Source organism: Pseudomonas sp. B37(2017), from assembly GCF_002112885.1.
Taxonomy (GTDB): domain Bacteria; phylum Pseudomonadota; class Gammaproteobacteria; order Pseudomonadales; family Pseudomonadaceae; genus Aquipseudomonas; species Aquipseudomonas paraglycinae.
In genome coordinates, this window is the sequence record NZ_NEIX01000015.1 from 53,474 (window position 1) to 77,830 (window position 24,357).

Sequence of the window (24,357 nt, forward strand, 5' to 3'; positions counted from 1 at the left end):
CATTCCCACGCAGAGCGTGGGAACGATCACGGGCTCGATATCTAGTTCATCTGCCGCTCAACCCGATCCCGTCCGCCCTGCTTCGCCGCATAAACCCCCGAATCCGCCCGCAGCAACAACGCGTCCGCGCCCTCCCCGGGTCGCCAGCTGGCAATCCCGAAACTGGCCGTCACCACCCCCACCACGTCGATCGGCGCACCGCGCAGGCTTTGCCATAACTCTTCGGCCAGCATGTGCGCGTGATCGCCGTCGATGTCCGGGCACAGCACCATGAACTCTTCGCCGCCCAACCGGCAGAACACGTCGGTACGCCGCAGACGATGGCCGATGCGCTCGCAGACCGCCTGCAACACGCGGTCGCCCGCTGCGTGACCGTACTGATCGTTGATCCGCTTGAAGTGGTCGATATCGAGCATGATCACCGACAACTCGCCACCGCCACGTTCGACCCGGGCCATTTCGGTGGTCAGGCGCTCCTGGAAATAGCGCCGGTTGTGAATGCCGGTCAGTGCGTCGGTCACCGACAGCGCGCGCAACTCTTCTTCAACCCGCTTCAGGTCGGAGATGTCGGAGATATAACCGTGCCACAGCACGCCGCCGCCCGGCAGTTCCTCCGGGGTCGCCTCGCCGCGAACCCAGCGCAGGCCGCGCTCGGGCAGTTGCACGCGGTATTCCTCGCGCCACGGGCTGAGGTTGTCTGCCGAGGCACGGATCGACTTGCGCACGCGGCTGACGTCCTGCGGGTGGATGCGCGTGAAAATGGCTTCGGCGTTGAGCAGCAGCACGTCCGGCTCCAGCTCGTAGATCTCGCGGATGCCGTCGCTGGCGTAGATCACACTGAAGCGCCCGTCGAACTCCATCTTGAATTGATAGATCCCGCCGGGAACGTGGGCGCTGAGTTTCTTCAACAGCACGTCCCGCGCGGCCAGAGCTTCGTGCACGCGTTTGCGCTCGGTGATGTCGATGCAGATCGCCAGATGTCCGACCCACAGCCCCTGCTCGTCCAGCACTGGCGTGGCCAGCATGTTCACTGGGATGTGGCTGCCGTCCTTGCGCACCAGCGTCCATTCCCGCGCCTCGTGCCCGCCGACTTCGCCGCCCTCCACCAGCATCGCCTGACAGGTCGGAATGGTTTTGCCATAACGAGCGCTGAGCTCCGCCGCGCGGGCCACCAGTTCCCGGGGAAAGTGCAGGTTTTCCAGGGTCATGTGGCCGACCACTTCGCTGCTGAGATAACCGAGCATCTGCTCGGCGCCGGGGTTGAAGGTGTTGATCACGCCGCGCAGGTCGGTGGCAATGATCGCCACCTGGGTCGCCGCGTTGAGTACCCCGCGCAACTGGCCGTGGGTGCCGCGCAGTTCCTGTTCACGCTCATGCAGTTCCTGAGTGCGCAACTCGACCATGCGCAACGCGCGCTGGCGCTGACTGACCAGCACATAAAGCAGCGCGCTCAACAGCAGACTGAGCAACCCGCCCAGCACCACCACGCTACCCACCGCCGAATGGTTGGCCTGCATGAACGCCTCGCTCGGCAGGATATCCACCTGATAGTCGTGATCGGCCATGCGCACCAGCCGGGTAGCGGAAAGATCGCTCGGCGCCGGTTCATTGGTCGATTCGAACAGCACTTCATGCTGATCGTTGGTAGACAGATCAAGAATGCGCACCGACAGATAATCATGGAACGCATCCGGCAAACCGTCCGCCAGCAGCTGACGCATGCTGATGACGGCCATCACGTAGCCGAATGACTTTGTCTCGCCGGGACGCACCACCGGCCCGACCAGCAGCACGCCGCGCGCATAGGCGGGTTCGATCGCCACCAGATGCATCGGCTGCGACACCGCCAGGCCGCCAATCTGGTCGGCGCGCTCCAGGGTCGTGCGGCGCAGCGGCTGGGCCAGCAAGTCGTACCCCAGCGGCGAGCCGAGCCGGCTCTGGGTCTGGCTGTACAACACCACTACGTATTCATCGCGGGCCGAAGCCAGTTGCAGTTCGCCGCGGGCATTGAGTTCGCGCACGCTGAAGGTGCTCAGGCCTTCATCCCGCGCCCGCTGTTCAAAGGCTGCACGCTCGGCGCCGCTCACCCGCAGGGCGAACGAATAGGCCTGGGTGCGCAGTAATAAAGGTTGGGTGTAGCCGTCGAATTCGGCGCGAGACACCGATTCGGAGTTGGCGAAGAACCGGCGCAGGCCATCGAGGCGTTGCTCCTGATCCTGAAAACGTTCTTCGATCCGGCTGTAGCGCTCGTTCGCCAGCAGCTGAAAGCGTTGGCGCAACTGGCTGTGAAACTGATTGAGGGTGCCCCAGGCGAGCAGCCCCGTGAGAATCCCGCCGGCGAGCAATACCAGCAGCGCGACCAGCCAGGCCGAGACTTCTTCGCTGATAAAACCCAATATCTTCGGGCGCACGGGGTGCAACGACATAAAAGCCACTCACTACGTCAGCATCTGCGGGAAAAACCCCATCGGCCGTGTGTGAGTTATAGCTATTAGCCACTAATTTGGCTAGCTCTGAACGGATCCAAGAGCCTTTAAAAATCAAGGCTCTGTGGATCCAATTTTGCAGAGTGTCAACGAGCCGTGATTTTCCAGGCGCGGTGGATCTTGCCGTTGCGGGCGAAATCCGGGTCGATGGTGCTGGCGGTGATTTCCTCGACCGCGTAACGCTCGGCCAGGTTGTCTTCGAGCTGGAACTTGCGGAAGTTGTTGGAGAAATACAACACCCCACCGCTGGCCAGACGGGCCATGGCCAGGTCGATCAACTGCACCTGATCACGCTGCACGTCGAAGATGCCTTCCATGCGCTTGGAGTTGGAGAACGTCGGCGGATCGATGAAGATCAGGTCGTATTCGTCGCGGGAATTCTCCAGCCACGCCATCACGTCGCCCTGCTCCAGACGGTTCTTGTCGGAGAAACCGTTGAGCGACAGGTTGCGGCGCGCCCAGTCGAGGTAGGTTTTCGACAGGTCGACGCTGGTGGTGCTGCGCGCGCCGCCCTTGGCTGCGTGGACGGAAGCGGTCGCGGTGTAGCAGAACAGGTTGAGGAAGCGCTTGCCGGCGGCCTCTTTCTGAATCCGCATGCGCATCGGCCGGTGATCGAGGAACAGCCCGGTGTCGAGGTAGTCGGTGAGATTGACCAGCAACTTCACGCCACCCTCGGTCACTTCATTGAACTTGCCCTGGGCCGCCTGACGCTCGTACTGCTTGGTGCCGCTCTGACGCTCGCGGCGCTTGACCACCACGCGGCTCTTATCGATGTTCAGCGCCTGCGGAATGGCCGCCAGCGCATCGAACATGCGGATCGAGGCCTTTTCCGGGTCGATCGACTTCGGCGCGGCGTATTCCTGAACGTGCACCCAGTCGTGGTACAGGTCGATGGCCATGGCGTATTCCGGCATGTCCGCATCGTAGACGCGGTAGCAGTCGATGCCTTCGCGCTTGACCCACTTGCCCATCGCCTTGAGGTTCTTCTGCAGGCGGTTGGCAAACATCTGCCCGCCTTCGCTCAGGCGCGGCTGCTCGATCACGGGCGCCGGGGCCGGCGTCGGTTTGATCGGGTTGCCGTTCTTGTTGAACTTGCGCTCTTGCGGCTCGTTCGGCGTCTGATCGTAGGCGGCTTGCTCGCGCTCGGCCTGACGCTGCTCCGGGGTGCGGCGCTCGCCGGTGACGAACTGATCCGGCAGGACCTTGATCAACAGCAGCTTGCACGGCAGCGCGCCGTTCCAGAACGAATACTGTTTGTGGCTGCGGATGCCCATGCGTTTGCCCAGGTCCGGCGCGCCGGTGAACACCGCGGCTTCCCAGTTCAGGCAGGCCTGACGCAGACGCTCGCCGAGGTTCTGGTAGAGGTACAACAGGCTGGCTTCATCGCCCAGACGCTCGCCGTACGGCGGGTTGCAGATGACCAGACCTTTCTGGTTCTGGTCCGGACGCGGTTCGAAGGTCGCGACTTCGCCCTGATAGATCTTGATCCACTCGCTCAGACCGGCGCGTTCGACGTTGTTGCGGCCCGGCTGGATCAGCCGTGGGTCGGCTTCATAACCACGAATCCACAGCGGCGGCTTGGCCAGACCGGCAGCAGCACGCTCGACCGCTTCTTCATGCAGTTTTTTCCACAACGCCGGTACGTGACCGAGCCAGGCGGTGAAGCCCCACTGCTCACGACGCAGGTTCGGCGCCATGTCGGCGGCGATCATGCCAGCTTCTACCAGGAACGTGCCGACACCGCACATCGGGTCAGCCAGCGCGCCACCTTCGGCGGCAATGCGCGGCCAGCCGGAACGGATCAGGATCGCGGCCGCCAGGTTTTCCTTCAGCGGCGCAGCGCCCTGCTGCAAGCGGTAACCGCGCTGGTGCAGGCTGTGGCCGGAGAGGTCGAGGGACAGAATCGCTTCGCCACGATCCAGACGCAGGTGAATGCGCAGGTCCGGGTTGAGCTTGTCGATGCTTGGGCGGTCGCCCTGCGGGGTACGCAGTTTGTCGACGATGGCGTCCTTGACCTTCAGGGCGCCGAAGTGGGTGTTGTCGATGCCCGAACCGTGGCCGCTGAATTCCACGGCCAGGGTGCCGTCGGCCAGCATGTGATCCTGCCAGTCGACGTCGAGTACGCCGTGGTACAGGTCCTCGGCGTTTTTCATCGGGAAACGCTTGAGCACCAGCAGCACCCGGTTGGCCAGACGCGACCAGAGGCACAGGCGATAAGCGGTTTCCATGGTCGCCATGCCACGCACGGCGGAAGTGTGTTCGCGGGCCTCTTCAAGGCCAAGCCCGACGGCTTCCTCGATGAGCAGGCCTTCTAGGCCTTTGGGGCAAGTGAGGAAGAGTTCGAAACGGTCGGACATGGTTTTTCCAGAGCCTTTGGCTAATGAACCGGCAACGCATTGCCGATCCGGTTTTCAATCAGGCGCTTTTCTACAAGAGCGCCCGCGTGGCACGAAGGTGTGCCGTTCCATCCCCGCTGCTCGGGTTAAAAGAGCTTAGATGCCGGGACAGATAAAAAAGTTGAAGCAACAAAATGACTCAAAGCAACCCTTCGTCGAATAGTACCCCAGCGCAAACGTGGGTCATTCTCACTAAAGGATTAACCTCATCATCCAGCGCGGGGCCGATCATACCGGGGTTTGGCCAACAAACACTGGATAAATACGCGGTTACTTATGGCCATAGCATCTTTTTCGTTACGTCCTTATGACAAAACGGTCATTCCATCGATGTGACTCATTGGTTAGAACTGGACACAGGTTGACGTCGCAACGGCGTCAACACCTTGGCTCGCCACGCCGGCAGCGAGCCGCCAACGGCAGAGTTTTTCTGCCAGACCTCAATTGAGGTCGACGCGACAAAAACAGTCAACAAGTGAGGGAAACACCCTATGAGAAGACTTAAGCGTGATCCGTTGGAAAGAGCATTTTTGCGCGGATATCAATATGGCGTTGGTGGCAAATCCCGTGAGCTTTGCCCATTTACTCTACCGTCGGTACGTCAAGCCTGGATCAACGGCTGGCGAGAAGGACGCGGCGACAACTGGGACGGTATGACCGGCACTGCGGGAATCCACAGACTCAACGAACTTCACGCCGTCGGCTGACACAGGGCACTTATTCCGACACGACAATCTGATTTCGCAACAACCTGATCACCATGCACGTCCTTCCCGGACGGCGGGCTACGGCCCAGGGGCTCCTTCGAGGAGCCCTTTTTTATGCCTGCCTTTTATGTCCGCCGATCAGCGCTTGGCGGCGATCGCGTCCACGGACTCGCGGATCAGCGCCGGGCCCTTATAGATGAAGCCGGAGTAGATCTGCACCAGGCTCGCGCCGGCAGCGATCTTCTCGGCCGCATGCTTGCCTTCGGTGATACCGCCCGCCGCGATGATCGGCAACTTGCCGCCCAGCTCGGACGCCAGCACTTTCACGGTATGGGTGCTCTTCTCACGCACCGGCGCGCCGGACAGACCGCCCGCCTCGTCACCGTGTTCCATGCCTTCGACGCCCACGCGGCTGAGGGTGGTGTTGGTGGCGATCACCGCGTCCATCCCGGTTTCGATCAGCGCTTGAGCGACCTGCGCAGTTTCTTCGTCGGTCATGTCCGGCGCGATCTTGATCGCCAGCGGTACATGTTTGCCGTGGCGCAGGGCCAGTTCGGCGCGGCGCGTGGCCAGATCCGCCAGCAATTGCTTGAGCGAATCGCCGAATTGCAGGCTGCGCAGGCCCGGGGTGTTCGGCGAGCTGACGTTGACCGTGACGTAACTGGCGTGGGCGTAGACCTTGTCCAGGCAGATCAGGTAGTCATCCACCGCACGCTCGACCGGGGTGTCGAAGTTCTTGCCGATGTTGATCCCCAGCACGCCTTTGTATTTGGCCGCCGCCACCCGCGCCAGCAGGTTATCCACACCGAGGTTGTTGAAACCCATGCGGTTGATGATCGCCTCGGCTTCCGGCAGGCGGAAAATCCGTGGTTTCGGGTTGCCCGGCTGCGGACGCGGGGTCACAGTGCCGATTTCGACAAAACCGAAACCCAGTTGCGCAAAGCCGTCGATGGCCGCGCCGTTCTTGTCCAGACCGGCCGCCAGCCCCACAGGGTTCGGGAACTCCAGGCCCATGACAGTCACCGGCAGCGACGCCGGCGCCTTGCACAGCAAGCCGTTGAGGCCCAAACGCCCGCCCGCGCCGATCAGATCCAGCGACAGATCGTGGGAGGTTTCCGGGGAAAGTTTGAACAACAGCTGACGGGCCAGGGTGTACATGGGCGGCTATGACTCGGGCGGCGAAAAGAGGCGGCGATTATAGCCGGGCATCGCCCCGCCGCGCGAGGCGCACGGGTAAATCCGTGCGCATGGCATATGCCTTGCACCTTCCTCGACATCAGCCCGCAGGCCAATGGTGGCGTGCAGGCAAGGACAATGGCGTCGTCTCTCGGTTTTGCGCGGGCAAAGCCCGGGACGACGTTTTTTTTGAGGGTGGCTTTCATGACTCAAACCTCCGCCGGGCCGCTGGCCTGGGTCAACGGCAGCGATACCCCGGAAAAAAGCGCGATCAACCTCGGTTTCATGGCCCTGAGCGACTGCGCCTCGCTGGTGGTCGCCGCCACTCAAGGCTTTGCTCAGCCTTACGGGTTGACCCTGAATCTCAAGCGCCAGAGTTCCTGGGCCAACCTGCGGGACAATCTGGTCAGCGGCGAACTCGATGCTGCCCACAGCCTTTACGGTCTGATCTACGCGGTGCACCTGGGCATCGGTGGTGTCGCGCCGACCGACATGGCGGTGCTGATGGGCCTGAATCAGAACGGTCAGAGCCTGAACCTGTCCCACGGTTTGCAAGGCCTGGGCGTGACCGGTCCTGAAGCGCTGCACCACCATGTGCACCAAACCCGCGCAAAACTGACCTTCGCCCAGACCTTCCCGACCGGCACCCATGCCATGTGGCTGTATTACTGGCTGGCGAGCCAGGGCATCCATCCGTTGCAGGATGTCGACAGCGTGGTGGTGCCGCCGCCGCAAATGGTCGCGCACTTGCAGGCCGGACGCATCGATGGCCTCTGCGTTGGCGAGCCGTGGGCGGCCAGCGCCGTGCAGCAGGATCTCGGTTTCACGCTGGCCACCAGCCAGACCATCTGGCCCGATCACCCGGAAAAAGTCCTCGGCTGCACTCGCGCCTTCGTCGAGCAGTACCCCAACACCGCCCGCGCGCTGGTGATGGCGATCCTCGAAGCCAGCCGTTTCATCGAAGAAAGCCCGGAAAACCGCCGCAGCACCGCGCAGTTGCTGAGCGCCCCGGAATACCTCGACGCCCCGGTTTCCTGCATCGAACCACGCTTTCTCGGCGACTACGACGATGGCCTCGGCAACCGTTGGCAGGACCCGCACGCCCTGCGCTTTCACGGCGATGGCGCGGTGAACCTGCCGTATCTCTCGGATGGCATGTGGTTCATGACTCAGTTTCGCCGTTGGGGTTTGCTGCGCGATGACCCGGATTACCTCGCCGTCGCCCGTCAGGTGCAGCAACTGGAGATCTATCGCGACGCGGCGACTGCTGTGGGCGTCGCGGCCTGGGGCAAGGACATACGCAGCAGCCAGTTGATCGACGGCAAAATCTGGGACGGCAGCGACCCGGCCGCCTATGCCCGGAGCTTCAAGCTCCACGCGCTGAGCGACAGCGCGCCCCTTCTCGCCCACCGCTGACAGGAGACCGCGAACATGCTGCGCATTCTGCTGATCAACGACACCGCAAAAAAAGTCGGACGCCTGAAAGCTGCGCTGACCGAGGCCGGTTTCGAGGTGATCGACGAGTCGGGCCTGACCATCGACCTGCCGGCGCGCGTCGAAACGGTGCGTCCGGACGTGATCCTGATCGATACCGAGTCACCGAGCCGCGATGTGATGGAGCAAGTGGTGCTGGTCAGCCGCGACCAGCCGCGGCCGATCGTGATGTTCACCGACGAGCACGATCCCGGCGTAATGCGTCAGGCGATCAAGTCCGGGGTCAGTGCCTACATCGTCGAGGGCATTCACGCACAACGCTTGCAGCCGATTCTCGACGTGGCCATGGCCCGCTTCGAAAGCGACCAGGCCCTGCGCGCCCAGCTACAGGCCCGCGACCAGCAACTGGCCGAGCGCAAGCGCATCGAACTGGCCAAGGGTTTGTTGATGAAAATGAAGGACTGCAACGAAGAAGAGGCCTACACCCTGATGCGCCGCCAGGCCATGAGCCGCCAGCAGAAACTGATTCAGGTGGCGGAACAGATCATTGCCATGAGCGAGTTGCTTGGCTGAAGCCCTGCCCTGCCTTGATCGTTCCCACGCTCCGCGTGGGAATGCAGCCATGGACGCTCCGCGTCCGCTTCAGAGCATGACGCAGAGCGTCACCGAATGCGTTCCCACGCAGAGCATGGGAACGAGCCACATCGATGTGGCACAAATCTCGCTAAGCAATCCCCACAGGTAACCAACGGCGGTTGCCCCACCTACGACAAAGACGTCGCTCACCTTCTTCGCCCCTTTCGGCGATCCGGGTAGCGGCGTTTTTGCGTTTTGGCCCCACAGCCCGGGGCCGGTGGTGCGGCCGTGGTGGCGCCCCACTGTGCTGGTTCTGACTCCTTCTCGAGATTCTCTACAGCTGAGGTGCGCGATGAATAAAAGCTTCTGGAAATCCGGCCACACCCCGACCCTGTTCGCGGCCTTCCTGTATTTCGACCTGAGCTTCATGGTCTGGTACCTGCTCGGCCCGCTGGCGGTGCAGATTGCCGCCGACCTGCACCTGACCACCCAGCAGCGCGGTCTCGTGGTGGCCACGCCGATTCTGGCCGGCGCGGTACTGCGTTTTGCGATGGGCATGCTCGCCGATCGCCTGTCGCCGAAGACCGCCGGGCTGATCGGCCAGGTGATCGTGATCTGCGCACTGTTCGGCGCCTGGAAACTCGGCATCCACAGTTACGAACAGGCCCTGCTGCTCGGTCTGTTCCTCGGCATGGCCGGCGCCTCGTTCGCCGTGGCCCTGCCCTTGGCCTCGCAGTGGTATCCACCGGAGCATCAGGGCAAGGCGATGGGCATCGCCGGGGCCGGCAACTCCGGGACCGTGTTCGCGGCACTGATCGCCCCGGTACTCGCGGCGGCGTTTGGCTGGAGCAATGTATTCGGTTTCGCCCTGATTCCGCTGATCCTGACGCTGGTGCTGTTCGCCTGGCTGGCGAAAAATGCGCCGGAGCGGCCGAAAGCCAAATCCATGGCCGACTACTTCAAGGCCCTGGGCGACCGTGACAGCTGGTGGTTCATGTTTTTCTACAGCGTGACCTTCGGCGGCTTCATCGGCCTGGCCAGCGCCCTGCCCGGTTACTTCAACGATCAATACGGCCTGAGCCCGGTGACCGCCGGTTATTACACCGCGGCCTGCGTGTTCGGCGGCAGCCTGATGCGTCCACTGGGCGGCGCGCTGGCTGATCGTTTCGGTGGGATTCGCACGCTTTTGGCGATGTACACGGTGGCCGCAGTTTGTATCGCAGCGGTCGGCTTCAACCTGCCAAGTTCCTACGCGGCACTGGCACTTTTCGTCTGCACCATGCTCGGTCTCGGCGCGGGTAACGGCGCGGTGTTCCAACTGGTGCCGCAACGTTTCCGTCGCGAGATCGGTGTGATGACTGGCCTGATTGGGATGGCCGGCGGCATCGGCGGTTTTGCCCTGGCGGCCGGCATGGGCGCGATCAAACAGAGCACCGGCAGCTATCAACTGGCGCTTTGGCTGTTCGCCAGCCTTGGCGTGCTGGCGTGGTTTGGCCTGCACGGGGTCAAACGTCGCTGGAGAACCACCTGGGGTTCGGCGGCCGTGACTGCTGCCCGGGTCTGAGGCCCGAATGGCTCTGCAACTGAGCTTCGCCGAAGCCAGCGCCACCGGCCCCCGCGCGGAAAACCAGGACGCTTTGCGCCTGGTGACCCCGGCCCCGGCGCTGGCGGCCAGCAAAGGTTTTCTGTTCGCCATCGCCGACGGCGTCAGCCAGTGCGCCGATGGCGGGCTGGCCGCGCGCTCGACCTTGCAGGCGCTGGCGCTGGACTACTACGCCACCCCGGAAACCTGGAGCGTGGCCCAGGCCCTCGATCGTCTGTTGCTCGCGCAAAACCGCTGGTTGCAGGCCAACGGTGGCGGTCAGCCGCTGCTCACCACGGTCAGTGCGCTGGTCCTGCGCGGCCGGCGGTTTACCTTGGCGCATGTCGGTGATTGCCGGGTCTATCGCTGGCATGCCGAGAACTTGCAGCGGATCAGCGAGGATCACGTCTGGGACCAACCGGGCATGCAGCATGTGCTCAAGCGGGCATTGGGGCTGGATCAGCATCTGGTGCTGGACTTTCTTGATGGCGAACTGCGTGACGGCGAATGTTTCGTGCTGCTCAGTGATGGCGTGTGGGCGGCGCTCGGCGATACCACCATCGCCGGAATCCTGCGCGATCAACCGGACCTGCACAGTGCGGCGCAAACGTTGGTCAACGCCGCGCATCTGGCCGGCAGCCAGGACAACGCCAGCGCGCTGTTGGTGCGAGTGGATGCTGTCGGCGAGGCCAGCCTTGGCGATGCACTGATTCATTTGCAGCAGTGGCCGCTGCCCCCGCCGTTGAAACCGGGTCAGGCATTCGAAGGCTGGCAGGTGCAAGGGATCGTCGGTCAGAGCCAGCAATCATTGCTGTATCGCGTGCTCGATGGTCAGGGCCAGACCTGGCTTTTGAAGACGCTGCCTGCACAACTGGCAGACGATGCCCAGGCCGGTCAGGCCTTGCTGGCGGAGGAATGGTTTCTCAAACGCGTCGCCGGGCGGCACTTCCCTGAAGTCCATAGCGCCGGCCAGCGTCAGCATTTGTACTACGTGATGCGTGAATACTCGGGGACGACCCTGGCTCAGTTGTTCGGGCAAAGCGGCCCGCTGCCACTGGCTCAGTGGCAGGATCTGGCCGAACGCCTGCTGCGGGCTGTCGGCCTGTTGCATCGACGGCAGATCCTGCACCGCGACATCAAACCGGAAAATTTGCACCTGGGGGACGACGGCGAGTTGCGTCTGCTGGATTTCGGTCTGGCGTATTGCCCCGGTCTGTCGCAGGACGCACCGTCAACCTTGCCAGGGACCCCGAGCTACATCGCGCCGGAAGCCTTTCAGGGTGAAGCACCCAGCGCACAACAGGATCTGTATGCGGTGGGCGTGACTTTGTATTTTTTGCTCACCGGGCATTTTCCCTACGGCGAGATCGAAGCCTTCCAGCGCCCGCGTTTCGGGGTGCCGGTGAGTGCCGGTCGCTATCGCCCGGATCTGCCGGAGTGGCTGGCGCAGTGTCTGGAGCGCGGTGTGGCGACCGATCCTTTGCAACGCTATGAAACCGCCGAGGAATGGTTGCTGATTCTGGAGCAAGGTGAGCGCCGCAGCCTGAGTGTGCGCCCTCGCCCCTTGCTGGAACGTGAGCCGCTGAAGGTCTGGCGGACACTGGCGTTACTGGCACTGCTGGGCAATCTGGTCCTGCTGTTTCTGCTGTTTCATGGCTGATGCGGCGCTCCATTAACGGGCGTGCCGCTTCCATTCAGTGCAAAAACCACAACGAACATCTGGCCAATTCCAGCTTTACCCCAGTGAATTCGCGGCCCGCCGCGACTTGGCACAACCACTGCATTAACGTTTTCAACTGACATAAAGCCCGACCTTCAACGACGAAGGCCAGGCTTCCCGAGAGAACGGGACAAGGACAAAGGCGTCCTCGCTAGGTAACTGGCGGGACGCCTTTTTTGTTTGCGCCATTTTTGTCGAGCAAGGCCTGACTGCCCACAAGAGGCAAGCCCGATGCTCCCGGAGAACCTGATGAAAAAACTCAAACTGGTGATGATCGGCAACGGCATGGCCGGGGTTCGTACCCTGGAAGAACTGCTCAAGCTGAGCAACGAGCTGTACGACATCACGGTCTTCGGCGCCGAACCGCACACCAACTACAACCGCATCCTGTTGTCGCCGGTACTGGCTGGCGAACAGACCTTTGAAGAGATCGTGCTCAACGACCTCGACTGGTACCTGGAAAACAACATCAAACTGCTGCTCAACCGCAAAGTGGTGGAGATCGACCGGGTCAAACGCCGGGTGATCGCCGAAGACGGCACCGAGGCCGAATACGATCGCCTGCTGATCGCCACCGGCTCGACCCCGTTCATCCTGCCGATCCCCGGCAACACCTTGCAGGGCGTGATCGGTTACCGCGACATCGCCGACACCCAGGCCATGATCGACACCGCAAAAACCCACAAGCACGCCGTGGTGATCGGCGGCGGCCTGCTCGGCCTCGAAGCCGCCAACGGCCTGATGCTGCGCGGCATGCACGTCACCGTGGTGCACCTCGGTGAATGGCTGCTGGAGCGGCAACTGGACAAGACCAGCGGCCAGCTCCTGCATACCGCCCTCGAGTCCCGTGGCCTGCACTTTCGCCTGTGCGAACAGACCCACGCCCTGCACGACGCCGGCAACGGTCGCGTCGGCTCGGTGCAATTCAAGAATGGCGACATCATCCCTGCCGATCTGGTGGTCATGGCCGCCGGCATCCGCCCCAATACCGAACTCGCGGAAAAGGCCGGCATCCCGTGCAATCGCGGGATTCTGGTCAACGACACCCTGCAAACCTACGACCCGCGCATCTATGCCATCGGCGAATGCGCCAGCCACCGTGGCATCGCCTACGGCCTGGTGGCGCCGCTGTTCGAACAGGCCAAGGTCTGCGCCAACCACCTGGCCCAATTGGGTTTCGCCCGTTATCAGGGCTCGGTGACTTCGACCAAATTGAAGGTCACCGGCATCGACCTGTTTTCCGCCGGCGACTTCATGGGCGGCGAAGGCACCGAGACCATCACCCTCTCCGACCCGATCGGCGGGGTGTACAAAAAACTGGTGATCAAGGATGACGTGCTGGTCGGCGCCTGTCTGTACGGCGATACGGCAGATGGCGGTTGGTATTTCCGGCAGATTCGTGAGAATCACGCCATCGGCGAGATCCGCGATCATCTGATGTTTGGCGAAAATGCTTTAGGCGACGTAGGACATCAGGGCCAGGACAAAGCCATGAGCATGGCCGACAACGCCGAAGTTTGCGGCTGCAACGGCGTGTGCAAGGGCACCATCGTCAAGGCGATTCAGGAACACGGGCTGTTCAGCGTCGACGAGGTAAAGAAACACACCAAGGCCGCCAGTTCCTGTGGCTCCTGCGCCGGGCTGGTCGAGCAGATCCTGATCAACACCGTTGGTGGTGCAGCCGACGTCAAACCGAAAAGCGAAAAAGCCATCTGCGGTTGCAGCGATCTCAACCACGGCCAGATCCGCCAGGCGATTCGCGAACAGCATCTGCTGACCATCGCCGGCACCATGAGCTACCTCAACTGGCGCACCCCGAACGGCTGCGCCACCTGCCGCCCGGCCCTCAACTACTACCTGATTTCCACCTGGCCCGGCGAAGCCAAGGACGATCCGCAGTCGCGCCTGATCAACGAGCGGGCCCACGCCAACATCCAGAAGGACGGCACTTATTCGGTGGTGCCACGGATGTGGGGCGGCGTGACCAACCCGTCGGAATTGCGGCGGATCGCCGATGTCGCGGACAAATATCAGGTGCCGATGGTCAAGGTCACCGGCGGCCAGCGCATCGACTTGCTGGGGATCAAGAAACAGGACCTGCCCGGCGTATGGAAAGACCTCGACATGCCATCCGGCCACGCCTACGGCAAATCGATCCGCACCGTGAAAACCTGCGTCGGCAGCGAGTTCTGCCGCTTCGGCACGCAGAATTCGACCCAGTTGGGCATCGACCTCGAACATGACCTGTTCAACATGTGGTCGCCGCACAAAGTGAAGCTGGCGGTCTCCGGATGCCCACGCAACTGCTCGGAAGCGGGGATCAAGGACGTAGGAATCATCGGCGTCGATTCCGGCTGGGAGATGTACATCGGTGGCAACGGCGGGATCAAGACCGAAGTCGCCGAGTTCTTCGTCAAGCTCAAGACCGCCGAGGAAGTGCGCGAATACAACGGCGCGTTCCTGCAGCTGTACCGCGAAGAAGCCTTCTACCTCGAACGCACCGTGCACTACCTGCAACGGGTCGGCATGGAGCACATCAAGAAAGCCGTGCTGGAAGATCCCGAACGCCGCAAGGCCCTGAACGAGCGCCTGCAATTCTCCCTGTCGTTCGAACAGGACCCTTGGAAAGAGCGCCTCGCCCAGCCGCAACTGAAAAAAGAATTCGACGTGATCCCCGTGAAAAACCTGGAGGTGCCGGCATGAACTGGCTCGATATCTGTGCCCTGGAAGAGATCAACGCCCTCGGTTCGCGGATCATCGCCGGGCCCAAAGGTGACATCGCGATCTTTCGCACAAGCGACGACGAGGTTTTCGCACTCGATGACCGCTGCCCGCACAAGGGTGGCCCATTGTCCCAAGGCCTGATCTACGGCAAACGTGTCGCCTGCCCGCTGCACAACTGGCAGATCGACCTGCAATCCGGCGAAGCCCAGGCACCGGATGTTGGCTGCGCCCACCATCACCCGGCCCGGGTCGAGAACGGCCGCGTGCAACTGGCCCTGCGGGACGCCGTCTGATGAACCGCCAGACGACCGCCTCGACCTGCTGCTATTGCGGGGTCGGCTGCGGCGTGCTGATCGAGCATGACGGCGAGCGCATTCTCGGCGTCAGTGGCGATCCGGCGCATCCGGCCAACTTCGGCAAACTGTGCAGCAAAGGCTCGACCCTGCACCTGACCGGCGATCTGGCGGCACGGGCGTTATATCCGGAATTGCGCCTGGGCAAAGGCCTGGCGCGCAGTCGCTGCGACTGGGACACCGCGCTGGATCACGCCACCAACGTTTTCGCCGAAACAATCGCCGAACACGGCCCGGACAGCGTGGCGTTCTATATCTCCGGGCAGTTGCTGACCGAGGATTACTACGCCTTCAACAAACTGGCGCGGGCGCTGGTCGGCACCAATAACATCGACAGCAATTCGCGGCTGTGCATGTCTTCGGCGGTGGTGGGTTACAAACGCAGCCTCGGCGCCGACGCACCACCGTGCAACTACGAAGACCTGGAGTTGAGCGATTGCGTGGTGATCGTCGGCAGTAACATGGCCTACGCACATCCGGTACTTTTTCGCCGTCTCGAAGAAGCCAAATCTCACCGCCCGCAGATGAAAGTCGTCGTTATCGATCCACGGCGCACCGACACCTGCGATCTGGCGGACCTGCACCTGGCGATACTGCCGGGCACCGATGTCGCTTTGTTCCATGGGATTTTGCATCTGCTGTTGTGGGAAGACTGGATCGACCGCGACTTCATCAAGGCCCACACCGAAGGCCTCGCCGAGCTGAAAAGCCTGGTGCGCGATTACACCCCGGCGATGGTTTCGCAGCTGTGCGGGATCAGCGTCGAGCAGTTGCAGCAATGCGCCGAATGGATCGGCACCGCGCCGAGTTTTCTGTCGCTGTGGTGCATGGGCCTGAACCAGTCAACCGCCGGCAGCGCGAAGAACAGCGCGCTGATCAATCTGCACCTGGCCACCGGGCAAATCGGCCGGCCGGGTGCAGGACCTTTCTCCCTGACCGGTCAGCCGAATGCCATGGGCGGGCGCGAAACCGGCAGCCTTTCCAATCTGTTGCCCGGTCACCGTGAAGTCGCCAATCCAGAGCACCGCGCTGAAGTGGCGGCGTATTGGGGTGTGGATAAGCTGCCGGAAAATACCGGTCTCAGCGCCATCGAACTGTTTGAACAGGTGCGCAACGGCAAGATCAAGGCGTTGTGGATTGCCTGCACCAACCCCGCACAATCGATGCCGGACCAGAACGCCGTCCGCGCCGCGCTGGAAGCCTGTCCGTTCGTGGTGTTGCAGGAGGCGTTTCGCACCACCGAAACCGCAGCGTTTGCCGATCTGCTGCTGCCGGCGGCCAGTTGGGGCGAGAAGGAAGGCTCGGTAACCAACTCCGAACGGCGGATTTCCCACGTCCGCCAGGCCATTGCCGCACCGGGTGAAGCACGACCGGACTGGGCGATCACCGTAGATTTCGCACAACGCCTGGAGAAGCGTCTGCGCCCGCAGCAGCCGGGGCTGTTTGCGTTCGAACAACCGGCGCAGCTGTTTGACGAGTACAAACAACTGACCCGTGGCCGCGATCTGGATTTGTCCGGGATCAGCCATGGGTTGATTGATGAACTGGGGCCACAACAATGGCCCTTTCCCGCTGGTGCCCGCCAAGGTACAGCCCGGCTGTATGGCGACGGAATCTTTCCTACACCGAACGGGCGCGCGCAGTTCGTTGCCGATCCCTATCGCGCCGCCAAAGAACAACGCGACGCGCGTTTTCACCTGACCCTGATCACCGGTCGCCTGCGTGATCAATGGCACGGTATGAGCCGCACCGGCACGGCGGCGCAGTTATTCGGTCATGTCAGCGAAGCAGTGTTGAGTCTGCATCCTGACGAGTTGCGGCGTCACCGCTTGCAGCCGGGGGATCTGGTGAATCTGAAAAGTCGTCGAGGCGCAGTGATCGTGGCGGTCGCCAGCGATGACAGCGTGCGTCCGGGCCAGGCGTTCCTGCCGATGCACTGGGGCGATCGTTTCCTCAAGGGCGGCGTGAACAGCCTGACCCTGCCCGCCTTCGATCCTTTGTCGAAACAGCCGGAACTCAAGCACAGCGGTGTGCGGCTAGAACCGGTGGATTTGCCATGGCAACTGTTCGCACTGATCGAGGGCGATGTTCAACGGCATTTCGAGGCGCTTCGACCGCTCTGTGAGGCGTTTTCCTACGCAAGTCTCAGCCTTGTCGGACGTGAACGGCCTGCGCTGCTGATACGCGCAGCCAGCGCCGTGGCGCCGGAGCCGCAATTGCTGCGTGAAATCGACCAGTGCCTGGCCCTGATCGACGGGCCGGTGCTGGCTTATGACGATCCTCGCCGCGCCATCGGCAAACGGGTACGGATTGAAAACGGACGAATCACCGCGATCCGTCTGGCCGGTGAAACCCTTGCCCAACACTGGTTGCAAGGCCTGTGGCTGGAGGGTCGTGCCGACGAACAACTGCGGCGCTGGCTGCTGGCACCGATGAGTGCGCCGCCGGGCAATGCAGGTGCGCAGGTTGTGGCGGACAAAACCCTGTGCAACTGCAAGAACGTCGGCCACAGCGCGGTTTGCGCCGGTATTCGTGAAGGTCTTGATCTACAGGGTTTGAAAAACAAGTTGGGGTGCGGCACGCAATGCGGTTCCTGCGTCCCGGAAATCAAGCGTTTGCTGGCCGCCGAAGTGCGTCCGGTTGCCGTCATCTGAAGAGGAAAACACCATGAACGCGAAAGTCTGGCTGGTGGGCGCGGGCCCCGGTGATCCTGAATTGCTGACGCTCAAAGCGGCGCGTGCCTTGCGCGAGGCCGAGGTGGTGCTGATCGACGATCTGGTCAATGAGGCGGTACTTGAGCACTGCCCTGCTGCGCGGATTATCGCGGTCGGCAAACGCGGCGGCTGCCGCTCGACGCCCCAGGCGTTCATCCATCGGCTGATGCTGCGTTATGCCCGTCAGGGTAAATGCGTGGTGCGGCTCAAGGGTGGCGATCCGTGCATTTTCGGGCGTGGGGGTGAGGAAGCGCAGTGGTTGCGCGAGCGCGGGGTCGAGGTGGAATTGGTCAATGGCATCACCGCCGGACTGGCCGGCGCGACCCAGTGTGATATTCCACTGACGTTGCGCGGCGTGGCCCGAGGCGTGACGCTAGTCACGGCTCATACCCAGGACGATAGCCAGTTGAACTGGCGGGCGCTGGCGCAAGGCGGGACGACGCTGGTGATTTACATGGGGGTGGCGAAGCTCGGCGAGATTCGCGAGCAACTGCTGGCGGGCGGCATGGCGGCGGATACGCCGGTGGCGATGATCGAGAACGCCTCGTTGCCGGAGCAGCGCGAATGCCGCAGTGATCTGACAGCGATGGAAGACGATGCCCTTGGTTTCCAGCTCAAAAGCCCTGCGATTCTGGTCATAGGTGCCGTCGCAGCGGCTGCGTCCCAGGTCGATTCGATTCACTGGCCAGCCGACCGATTGGCCTGAAAATCCCCGATTTCACCAAATCGCAGGCAAAGAAAAGCCCGGCCTAAGCCGGGCTTTTCTCGGAGCGGCAGCTAATTACTTAGCTTGAGCTTCAACCTGCGCTTCTACGCGACGGTTAACAGCACGGCCAGCGTCAGTTTTGTTGTCAGCAACTGGGCGGGTTTCGCCGTAGCCAACAGACTGAACGCGGGACGATTCAACACCGTACTGGTTGGTCAGAACTTGCTTAACGGCGTTTGCACGACGCTCGGACAGTTTCTGGTTGTAAGCGTCAGGACCGACGTTGTCAGTGTGACCTTCAACAGTAGTGGTGGTGGATGGGTACTGCTTCATGAAGTCAGCCAGGTTCTTGATGTCGCCGTAGCTGTTTGGCTTCACAACCGACTTGTCGAAGTCGAACTTGACGTCCAGCTCAACACGAACAACTTCAGCAACTGCAGGGCAGCCATCAGCGTCAACAGTTACGTTGGCTGGGGTGTCCGGGCACTTGTCAACGTTGTCGCAAACGCCGTCGTTGTCGCTGTCGGAGCAGACTTCAGCTGGTGCTGGAACTGGAGCAGCAGCAGGCTTGGAGCCGCCACCGAAGTTCACACCGATACCGACGCTAGGAGCCCACTCGGTGTCGCCCTGGTCGATGTTGTACTGAGCTTCAACGCCAGCACGGGCGTAGAAGTTGTCGGTGAAGTACAGCTTGGCACCAGCGCCCAGGTTGGCGAAGGTGGAACGGTTACGACCGTTCGAGCCGTTCTGGTCGATGCTCTGGTCGGAGAAACCGGCCGAGACGTATGGACGCAGCATGTCGCCTGGGTTGTTGAAGTGGTACAGAGCGTCCAGAGCGGTGTTAGCGCCTTTGACGTTCTTGCCATCGTCGGCACGCACGTTGTGCACTTCGTCGTAGCCCAGACGCAGTTCAACGTCGTCGGTCAGGAAGTAACCGATCGAACCGCCGAACAGGTTGCCGTTGTTCTTGAAGTTACGAGCGCTGTCGAATTGTTCTTTCTTTGCGAAGCCTTCGATTTCAACTGCGCCTTGGCCTTGTGCCAGAGCGCCGAAAGAAGTGGCGGCAATCAAAGAACCAATGGCCAAGCCCAAGGTGTTTTTCAGTTTCATCCGTTAAATCCCCATCTGGTGATTGTGAAGCAGTCCCGCAAACCGGGGGACAACTCGGCGGCAAGTCTATCAGAACTTGCCTACACGTAAGAGATATTTGCGCCGAACTAAGTTTCAGCAATGCCTGCAAATTTCTCACGCAATTTATCAAGAGCGCGTTTGTAACGCATTTTTGTCGCACTCAAACCCATGTGCATGATGTCTGCGATCTCCTGAAATTCCAGCTCTGCGACAAATCGTAGCACCAGAATTTCCCGGTCGATCGGGTTCACATACACCAGCCAGCGATCCAGTCCGCCCTTCTCCTCGGGTTTCGGCGCCTTTTCTTCGGACGCTTCCTCGAGGGGGTCAAGACTCAGTGCGTCCATCAAGCGACGCTTTCGCCGTTCCTTCCGATACTGCGTGATGCATTCGTTGTAAGTGATGCTATATAGCCACGTCTTGAACTTCGATTTCCCCTCGAAGTTCTTCAGGCCGTACAGCACCTTCAACATCACTTCCTGACAGACATCGTCTGCGTCGCGATCGTTCCCAAGATATCGCGCACAAACGTTAAATAATGTGCGCTGGTAACGCCGCATCAATTCTTCATACGCGCGCGTCACGTGAAAAAGCTCGGTATGCGAGCGCGCGACCAACTCCTCATCAGAGAGCTCGCGGGGGTCGTAGCGCGTGGATAGCGTTTGGGCTTTATTCAAAACAAGTCGTGCCGACAGTCAGGTCAATGTCCACCGCAGCCAGCGACAGCTGGCATTTTGCGGCGGCATACATTAGCAGGGTTTGCCGGGTTAGCGGCTACTCACATGCTGCTCCAGCAGGATCCGATTGGAGAGAGAGACTAGCTCACCCTCATCGGTCAGCAATGTGGTCTTAACCGTGCCGATCTCTTCGATCTGGCCTTCGACCTCGCCAATACGCACTTGTTGCCCAACCTGATACAACTCACGCACATAGATTCCCGCAAGAATCTGACCGGCAATTTCCCGGCTTCCCAAACCCATGGCCAGCGCAACCGCCAGACCAACGGTAATCAATACGATGACGATCACATGGTTCAGCAGGTCGGTCTTGACTTCCAGCTGACTGATCGCGACCGAAATGCTGATGATGATCACCAGGCCCTGGGCAATTCGCCCAAGTCCTGAAGCGTAGTCCAGGCCTACGCCTTCTGCCGCCCCGCGAACCAGGCCATTGGCCAGTTGTGCGAGCAGCACACCCACCAACAACACCAGCGCGGCACCGAACACTTTCGGCAAATACAGCGCGAGCATGTCAAGCGTAGCTGAAACTCGCTCAAGTCCAAGGGATTCTGCTGCCGAAACCAGGAAAATCAGCAGAACGAACCAATAGACGATCTTGCCGATCAGGGTCGAGATCGGCACTTGCAGTCCCGCGCGGGACATCAATTTGGTCAGGCCGGTGCCGCCCATCAGGCGATCGAGGCCCAGTTTGGCCAGCAGTTTGGACAGCAAGGTGTCCAGCAGCTTGGCCACGACAAAACCCAACAGCAGCACAACCAGTGCGCCGAACAGGTTCGGAATGAAGTTAGCGACTTTGGTCCACAACGCAGTCATTGCAGTGACGAGGCTCTGAGTCCAGAGATCAAGTTCCATATTCAATCAGCCTTATCAGCAGTGCGAGCGGTAGGTTTACGAAGACGGGAGACCGGCGCGACATGGGCCGAGCCGTTATTCAGAGCGATCATCAGCGCGGGCAGCCAGCGGCCCAGCAGGCTGAACAGATCGCCGGCGCCAACCTGGCGGTTGGCGGTTTTGAGTACGCGGCCCAGACAGGCATCGTCGTCGCGGCTGGACGGCGAGGCGTTGAGCATGTCGCGCAAAGACTGTTCAAACGGATCGTGCATACGCACCTCTCGTGATGTCTGTGAAAGACGCGGGCAAATTTGGTCGGGTCACATGGCGCATCTTCATACCCAGCGCAAACGGCGGAACAACCACCATTGTCCGAACGCTAGGGCGAGCACCGTCAGGCAGGCGATCAGGAAACCATAAGGGCTGCTCGCGAACGGAATGCCGCCGACATTGATGCCCAGCAGACCGGTCAGAAAACTCATCGGCAAAAAGATGCAGGTGATGATCCCGAAGCGATACATCGTGCGATTCATGCGCACGCTCAATCGCCGGTCTTCGGCCTCCAGCACAAGCCCCACGCGCTCTCGGGTCAATTCGAGCTCTTCGAGATAACGGGTCAGGCTGTTGTTCAATTCGTTCCAGTAGTCGGCATCGTCATCGACGAACCATGGCAGTTTTATCCGCGTCAGCTGTCCGAAAATATCCCGCTGCGGTGCCAGAAAACGCTTCAGTCCGGCAGCCCGGCGACGGATGTGCAAAATGGCGCCATGCTCGGGGGTATACCGTTCGTCGGCATCCAGTTTTTCTTCCTCTTCATCGACCACTTCGGAGAGGCAAGTCACCAGATCCTGCACCTTGTTGGTGAGGAATTGCGCCAGATAAAGCATCAGTTCGGACGAGGTTTTCGGCCCTTTGCCCTCGCCCAGCATCACCAGCAACTCGTCGGTGGCGCGCAATGGACGCAAGCGCAGGGAAATCACCCGCTGGGCCGAAGCGAAAATCCGCACCGACACCATGTCTTCCGGCTCGGCACCGGGGTTGAGATTGACCCCGCGCAAAAACAGCAGCAGTTCGGAATCCGGCAGCGGCAACAGGCGTGGGCGGGTGTTTTCTTCCAGCAGCAGATCGCAGGTGAACTCGTTGAGCCCACTGGATTTGCGCAGCCAGGTCTGGGTCTGCGGGTGACTGCGATCCCAGTGCAACCACAGGCTTTCATGAGCCTGCAGTTGCAGATCGTCGAGATCAGTCCGGGCTATCGAACGCGCACCGCCTTTACCGTCCAGCACCAGGGCATGCACCAGCCCCCATTGCGCGTTTTCTTCCTCGAACATCCTCACCCCTGTGGTTACCGCGATTTATTCAGGCATTTTCAGCGGGCTTGGCGAGATGATCACGCCATTGTTGTCCGCATAGATGTACTGGCCGGGATGGAAAGTGACACCCGCGAAGGTCACCGGCACGTTGAGGTCGCCGATACCGCGCTTGTCGGTCTTCATCGGGTGGCTGGCCAGGGCCTGTACGCCAAGATCAGTCTGGGCGATGACGTCGACATCACGGATGCAGCCGTAGATGACCAGCCCTTCCCAACCGTTTTTCGAGGCCTTCTCGGCGAGCATGTCACCCAGCAGCGCGCGACGCAGGGAACCGCCACCATCAACCACCAGCACCTTGCCATTACCCTTGAGCTCGACCTGCTCCTTGACCAGCGAGTTGTCTTCGAAGCACTTGATGGTCACGATCTCGCCGCCGAACGAATCACGGCCGCCGAAATTGCTGAACATCGGGTCCAGCACCTGAACCAGCTCCGGATAGGCGTCGCACAGGTCAGGCGTAAGGTAATGGTTCATCGAATAACTCCTGTAACAAGGAAGACGATCAAGGATGTCGCACTCTTTTGAAACGAGTTCCGGCGGTCGCTGTTTACCTTAGCCCATGTCATGGTCGCTGAACGAACCTGAACACAAGCTGAAACGTAATAGCGAAACAGTCACTAAATATGACCAGAACCGTCCAATGCGTCATATCTTAGCCGCAAGCCGACTCGAACGAAATGCCCTTTTCAGGGCGCCGCGTTCAGACCGCTGCCGCCAGATCCGGCTTCTCGCCGAGCAATGGCGTGTGCTGATCCGCCAGCCAACGCGCCACCAGCGGCCAGACCTCAGCCTGCGCCGCCTTGCTGACCAGCATCTCGACATGCCCGAACTGATCGTTGAAACCCTGTTCACGGCCCAGGTTGATGAACTGCTTGTGCTCCGAACCGATCTGTTCGAACAGCTTCTGGCACGCCCAGGCCGGATCCTGATGATCCCCCGCCGCGCTCACTGCCAGCACCGGTATCTGCACATCGGCAAGGCCTGCCCACCAATCCTTGTCCTTGTCGCCGAAACGGCCGAACAATCCGTACCAGCGCATGCTTTCCAGCGCCAGGCCGATCGGCTCGTCCTCGGGGCCGCGCTTGAGCCGCGAGCCGGACAACTGGGCAAAACGCTTGAGAATGAAGCGCCCGCTCCACTCCACCGGCGGAATCTTCAGCGGCCAGTACGTGCGACTGACCTGGGTGCCGAAAAACGCGGCCGAGGCCACCGCTGGCTCACCAAGGTATTCGCCGCCCAGCGCAGCCGCCAACGTGATGCCACCCAGCGAGTGGCCGATCCAGTGCGGAATCTGCCCGCTCTGCTCACGCACGAACGCGGCAATGGCCGGCAGATCGTAACGGGCATAGTCGGCGACGCGGTTGCGGCGGTAGTCCTCGTTGCGCTGGGACAGACCGTGGCCGCGCATTTCCGGGATCCACACATCGAAGCCCAGACGCGTCAGATACGCGCCCAGGCCAAGGCCCTTCGGCGAAAACCAGAAGCGCCGGTTGGAAAAACTGCCGTGCAGCAAGATCACCGGCACGCCGCGCGACGCCGGCTCATCCGCCATGCCGAGACGGGTTACCGCGATTTCCACGGACCAGTCAGGGCTGTTGCCCGGTTTCAAACGGTAAACGTCTTCGCTCAGATCACCGCGTCGTTCGGCGCTGATCAGGGCGACAGGAAATAGGTTGCTGCTGCTTTGCATAATGCTCTTGCACAAAAA

Annotated in this window: 19 protein-coding genes; 9 read left to right on the top strand and 10 right to left on the bottom strand. The window is 61.3% G+C overall.

Going from position 1 to position 24,357, the window contains the following annotated elements:
- Positions 1–41: 41 nt before the first annotated feature.
- Positions 42–2,426: a diguanylate cyclase gene (locus CAF90_RS26635; RefSeq protein WP_085609034.1), complete on the bottom strand. Its 2,385-nt coding sequence runs from the start codon at positions 2,424–2,426 to the stop codon at positions 42–44.
- Between the two features lie 146 nt (positions 2,427–2,572).
- On the bottom strand, positions 2,573–4,843 hold the full coding sequence (rlmKL, locus tag CAF90_RS26640) for a bifunctional 23S rRNA (guanine(2069)-N(7))-methyltransferase RlmK/23S rRNA (guanine(2445)-N(2))-methyltransferase RlmL (RefSeq protein ID WP_085609035.1): 2,271 nt from the start codon (positions 4,841–4,843) through the stop codon (positions 2,573–2,575).
- A gap of 530 nt (positions 4,844–5,373) precedes the next feature.
- Between rlmKL and rmf the strand changes: the two genes are divergently transcribed.
- Complete coding sequence (gene rmf / locus CAF90_RS26645) at positions 5,374–5,589, top strand: ribosome modulation factor (protein ID WP_003223300.1); 216 nt, start codon at positions 5,374–5,376, stop codon at positions 5,587–5,589.
- A 138-nt stretch (positions 5,590–5,727) separates the two neighbouring features.
- On the opposite strand, the gene CAF90_RS26650 is transcribed toward rmf, so the two are convergent.
- Positions 5,728–6,747: a quinone-dependent dihydroorotate dehydrogenase gene (locus CAF90_RS26650; RefSeq protein ID WP_085609036.1), complete on the bottom strand. Its 1,020-nt coding sequence runs from the start codon at positions 6,745–6,747 to the stop codon at positions 5,728–5,730.
- Positions 6,748–6,969: 222 nt separating this feature from the next.
- Between CAF90_RS26650 and CAF90_RS26655 the strand changes: the two genes are divergently transcribed.
- The 8 genes from CAF90_RS26655 to cobA all read left to right on the top strand — a co-directional run bounded on the left by CAF90_RS26655 (position 6,970) and on the right by cobA (position 18,574).
- A complete protein-coding gene (locus tag CAF90_RS26655) occupies positions 6,970–8,181 on the top strand; it encodes a CmpA/NrtA family ABC transporter substrate-binding protein (RefSeq protein WP_085609037.1) in 1,212 nt (403 codons plus the stop codon).
- 15 nt (positions 8,182–8,196) lie between these two features.
- Positions 8,197–8,772 (top strand): ANTAR domain-containing response regulator, encoded by a 576-nt coding sequence (locus CAF90_RS26660; RefSeq protein ID WP_007916390.1) that lies wholly within the window; start codon positions 8,197–8,199, stop codon positions 8,770–8,772.
- Between the two features lie 355 nt (positions 8,773–9,127).
- Positions 9,128–10,339 (top strand): NarK/NasA family nitrate transporter, encoded by a 1,212-nt coding sequence (locus CAF90_RS26670; protein WP_007952035.1) that lies wholly within the window; start codon positions 9,128–9,130, stop codon positions 10,337–10,339.
- Positions 10,340–10,346: 7 nt separating this feature from the next.
- Positions 10,347–12,017 (top strand): bifunctional protein-serine/threonine kinase/phosphatase, encoded by a 1,671-nt coding sequence (locus tag CAF90_RS26675; protein WP_085609039.1) that lies wholly within the window; start codon positions 10,347–10,349, stop codon positions 12,015–12,017.
- A gap of 309 nt (positions 12,018–12,326) precedes the next feature.
- A complete protein-coding gene (gene nirB / locus CAF90_RS26680) occupies positions 12,327–14,780 on the top strand; it encodes a nitrite reductase large subunit NirB (protein ID WP_085609060.1) in 2,454 nt (817 codons plus the stop codon).
- Positions 14,777–15,094 (top strand): nitrite reductase small subunit NirD, encoded by a 318-nt coding sequence (nirD, locus tag CAF90_RS26685; protein ID WP_007951992.1) that lies wholly within the window; start codon positions 14,777–14,779, stop codon positions 15,092–15,094. The genes nirB and nirD overlap by 4 nt, the downstream gene beginning before the upstream one ends.
- Positions 15,094–17,808, top strand: a complete 2,715-nt coding sequence (locus CAF90_RS26690; RefSeq protein ID WP_085609040.1) for a nitrate reductase — start codon at positions 15,094–15,096, stop codon at positions 17,806–17,808. Before nirD ends, CAF90_RS26690 begins: the two co-directional genes overlap by 1 nt.
- Before the next feature lie 13 nt (positions 17,809–17,821).
- Positions 17,822–18,574: a uroporphyrinogen-III C-methyltransferase gene (gene cobA, locus CAF90_RS26695; protein WP_085609041.1), complete on the top strand. Its 753-nt coding sequence runs from the start codon at positions 17,822–17,824 to the stop codon at positions 18,572–18,574.
- 75 nt (positions 18,575–18,649) lie between these two features.
- Here cobA and CAF90_RS26700 read toward each other — a convergent pair whose 3' ends face one another.
- From CAF90_RS26700 to CAF90_RS26730, 7 genes are all read right to left on the bottom strand, one after another.
- On the bottom strand, positions 18,650–19,684 hold the full coding sequence (locus CAF90_RS26700) for an OmpA family protein (RefSeq protein ID WP_007951988.1): 1,035 nt from the start codon (positions 19,682–19,684) through the stop codon (positions 18,650–18,652).
- A gap of 107 nt (positions 19,685–19,791) precedes the next feature.
- Entirely contained in the window at positions 19,792–20,382 is a 591-nt protein-coding gene (gene sigX / locus CAF90_RS26705) for an RNA polymerase sigma factor SigX (protein ID WP_011333251.1), read from the bottom strand.
- Positions 20,383–20,472: 90 nt separating this feature from the next.
- A complete protein-coding gene (locus tag CAF90_RS26710) occupies positions 20,473–21,297 on the bottom strand; it encodes a mechanosensitive ion channel domain-containing protein (RefSeq protein WP_007951987.1) in 825 nt (274 codons plus the stop codon).
- A gap of 2 nt (positions 21,298–21,299) precedes the next feature.
- On the bottom strand, positions 21,300–21,548 hold the full coding sequence (locus CAF90_RS26715; RefSeq protein ID WP_007951986.1) for a hypothetical protein: 249 nt from the start codon (positions 21,546–21,548) through the stop codon (positions 21,300–21,302).
- A 63-nt stretch (positions 21,549–21,611) separates the two neighbouring features.
- Complete coding sequence (locus CAF90_RS26720) at positions 21,612–22,607, bottom strand: zinc transporter ZntB (RefSeq protein WP_007951985.1); 996 nt, start codon at positions 22,605–22,607, stop codon at positions 21,612–21,614.
- 24 nt (positions 22,608–22,631) lie between these two features.
- Positions 22,632–23,123 carry a ribonuclease E activity regulator RraA gene (gene rraA, locus CAF90_RS26725; protein WP_007951984.1) on the bottom strand — a complete coding sequence of 164 codons (492 nt, stop codon included), beginning with the start codon at positions 23,121–23,123 and terminating at the stop codon, positions 22,632–22,634.
- 226 nt (positions 23,124–23,349) lie between these two features.
- The gene (locus CAF90_RS26730; protein WP_085609042.1) at positions 23,350–24,339 is read right to left on the bottom strand and encodes an alpha/beta fold hydrolase; all 990 of its coding nucleotides are present in this window, start codon (positions 24,337–24,339) and stop codon (positions 23,350–23,352) included.
- Between the last annotated feature and the right edge of the window lie 18 nt (positions 24,340–24,357).

Excerpts from the sequence above, each read along its gene's own strand:
- CAF90_RS26660 (WP_007916390.1), top strand. The coding sequence starts at position 8,197 with ATGCTGCGCATTCTGCTGATCAACGACACCGCAAAAAAAGTCGGACGC.
- CAF90_RS26700 (WP_007951988.1), bottom strand. The coding sequence starts at position 19,684 with ATGAAACTGAAAAACACCTTGGGCTTGGCCATTGGTTCTTTGATTGCC.
- CAF90_RS26720 (WP_007951985.1), bottom strand. The coding sequence starts at position 22,607 with ATGTTCGAGGAAGAAAACGCGCAATGGGGGCTGGTGCATGCCCTGGTG.
- cobA (WP_085609041.1), top strand. The coding sequence starts at position 17,822 with ATGAACGCGAAAGTCTGGCTGGTGGGCGCGGGCCCCGGTGATCCTGAA.
- nirD (WP_007951992.1), top strand. The coding sequence starts at position 14,777 with ATGAACTGGCTCGATATCTGTGCCCTGGAAGAGATCAACGCCCTCGGT.
- CAF90_RS26655 (WP_085609037.1), top strand. The coding sequence starts at position 6,970 with ATGACTCAAACCTCCGCCGGGCCGCTGGCCTGGGTCAACGGCAGCGAT.
- CAF90_RS26650 (WP_085609036.1), bottom strand. The coding sequence starts at position 6,747 with ATGTACACCCTGGCCCGTCAGCTGTTGTTCAAACTTTCCCCGGAAACC.
- CAF90_RS26730 (WP_085609042.1), bottom strand. The coding sequence starts at position 24,339 with ATGCAAAGCAGCAGCAACCTATTTCCTGTCGCCCTGATCAGCGCCGAA.
- rlmKL (WP_085609035.1), bottom strand. The coding sequence starts at position 4,843 with ATGTCCGACCGTTTCGAACTCTTCCTCACTTGCCCCAAAGGCCTAGAA.
- nirB (WP_085609060.1), top strand. The coding sequence starts at position 12,327 with ATGAAAAAACTCAAACTGGTGATGATCGGCAACGGCATGGCCGGGGTT.
- rmf (WP_003223300.1), top strand. The coding sequence starts at position 5,374 with ATGAGAAGACTTAAGCGTGATCCGTTGGAAAGAGCATTTTTGCGCGGA.
- CAF90_RS26635 (WP_085609034.1), bottom strand. The coding sequence starts at position 2,426 with ATGTCGTTGCACCCCGTGCGCCCGAAGATATTGGGTTTTATCAGCGAA.
- CAF90_RS26715 (WP_007951986.1), bottom strand. The coding sequence starts at position 21,548 with ATGCACGATCCGTTTGAACAGTCTTTGCGCGACATGCTCAACGCCTCG.
- CAF90_RS26675 (WP_085609039.1), top strand. The coding sequence starts at position 10,347 with ATGGCTCTGCAACTGAGCTTCGCCGAAGCCAGCGCCACCGGCCCCCGC.
- rraA (WP_007951984.1), bottom strand. The coding sequence starts at position 23,123 with ATGAACCATTACCTTACGCCTGACCTGTGCGACGCCTATCCGGAGCTG.
- CAF90_RS26690 (WP_085609040.1), top strand. The coding sequence starts at position 15,094 with ATGAACCGCCAGACGACCGCCTCGACCTGCTGCTATTGCGGGGTCGGC.
- CAF90_RS26670 (WP_007952035.1), top strand. The coding sequence starts at position 9,128 with ATGAATAAAAGCTTCTGGAAATCCGGCCACACCCCGACCCTGTTCGCG.
- CAF90_RS26710 (WP_007951987.1), bottom strand. The coding sequence starts at position 21,297 with ATGGAACTTGATCTCTGGACTCAGAGCCTCGTCACTGCAATGACTGCG.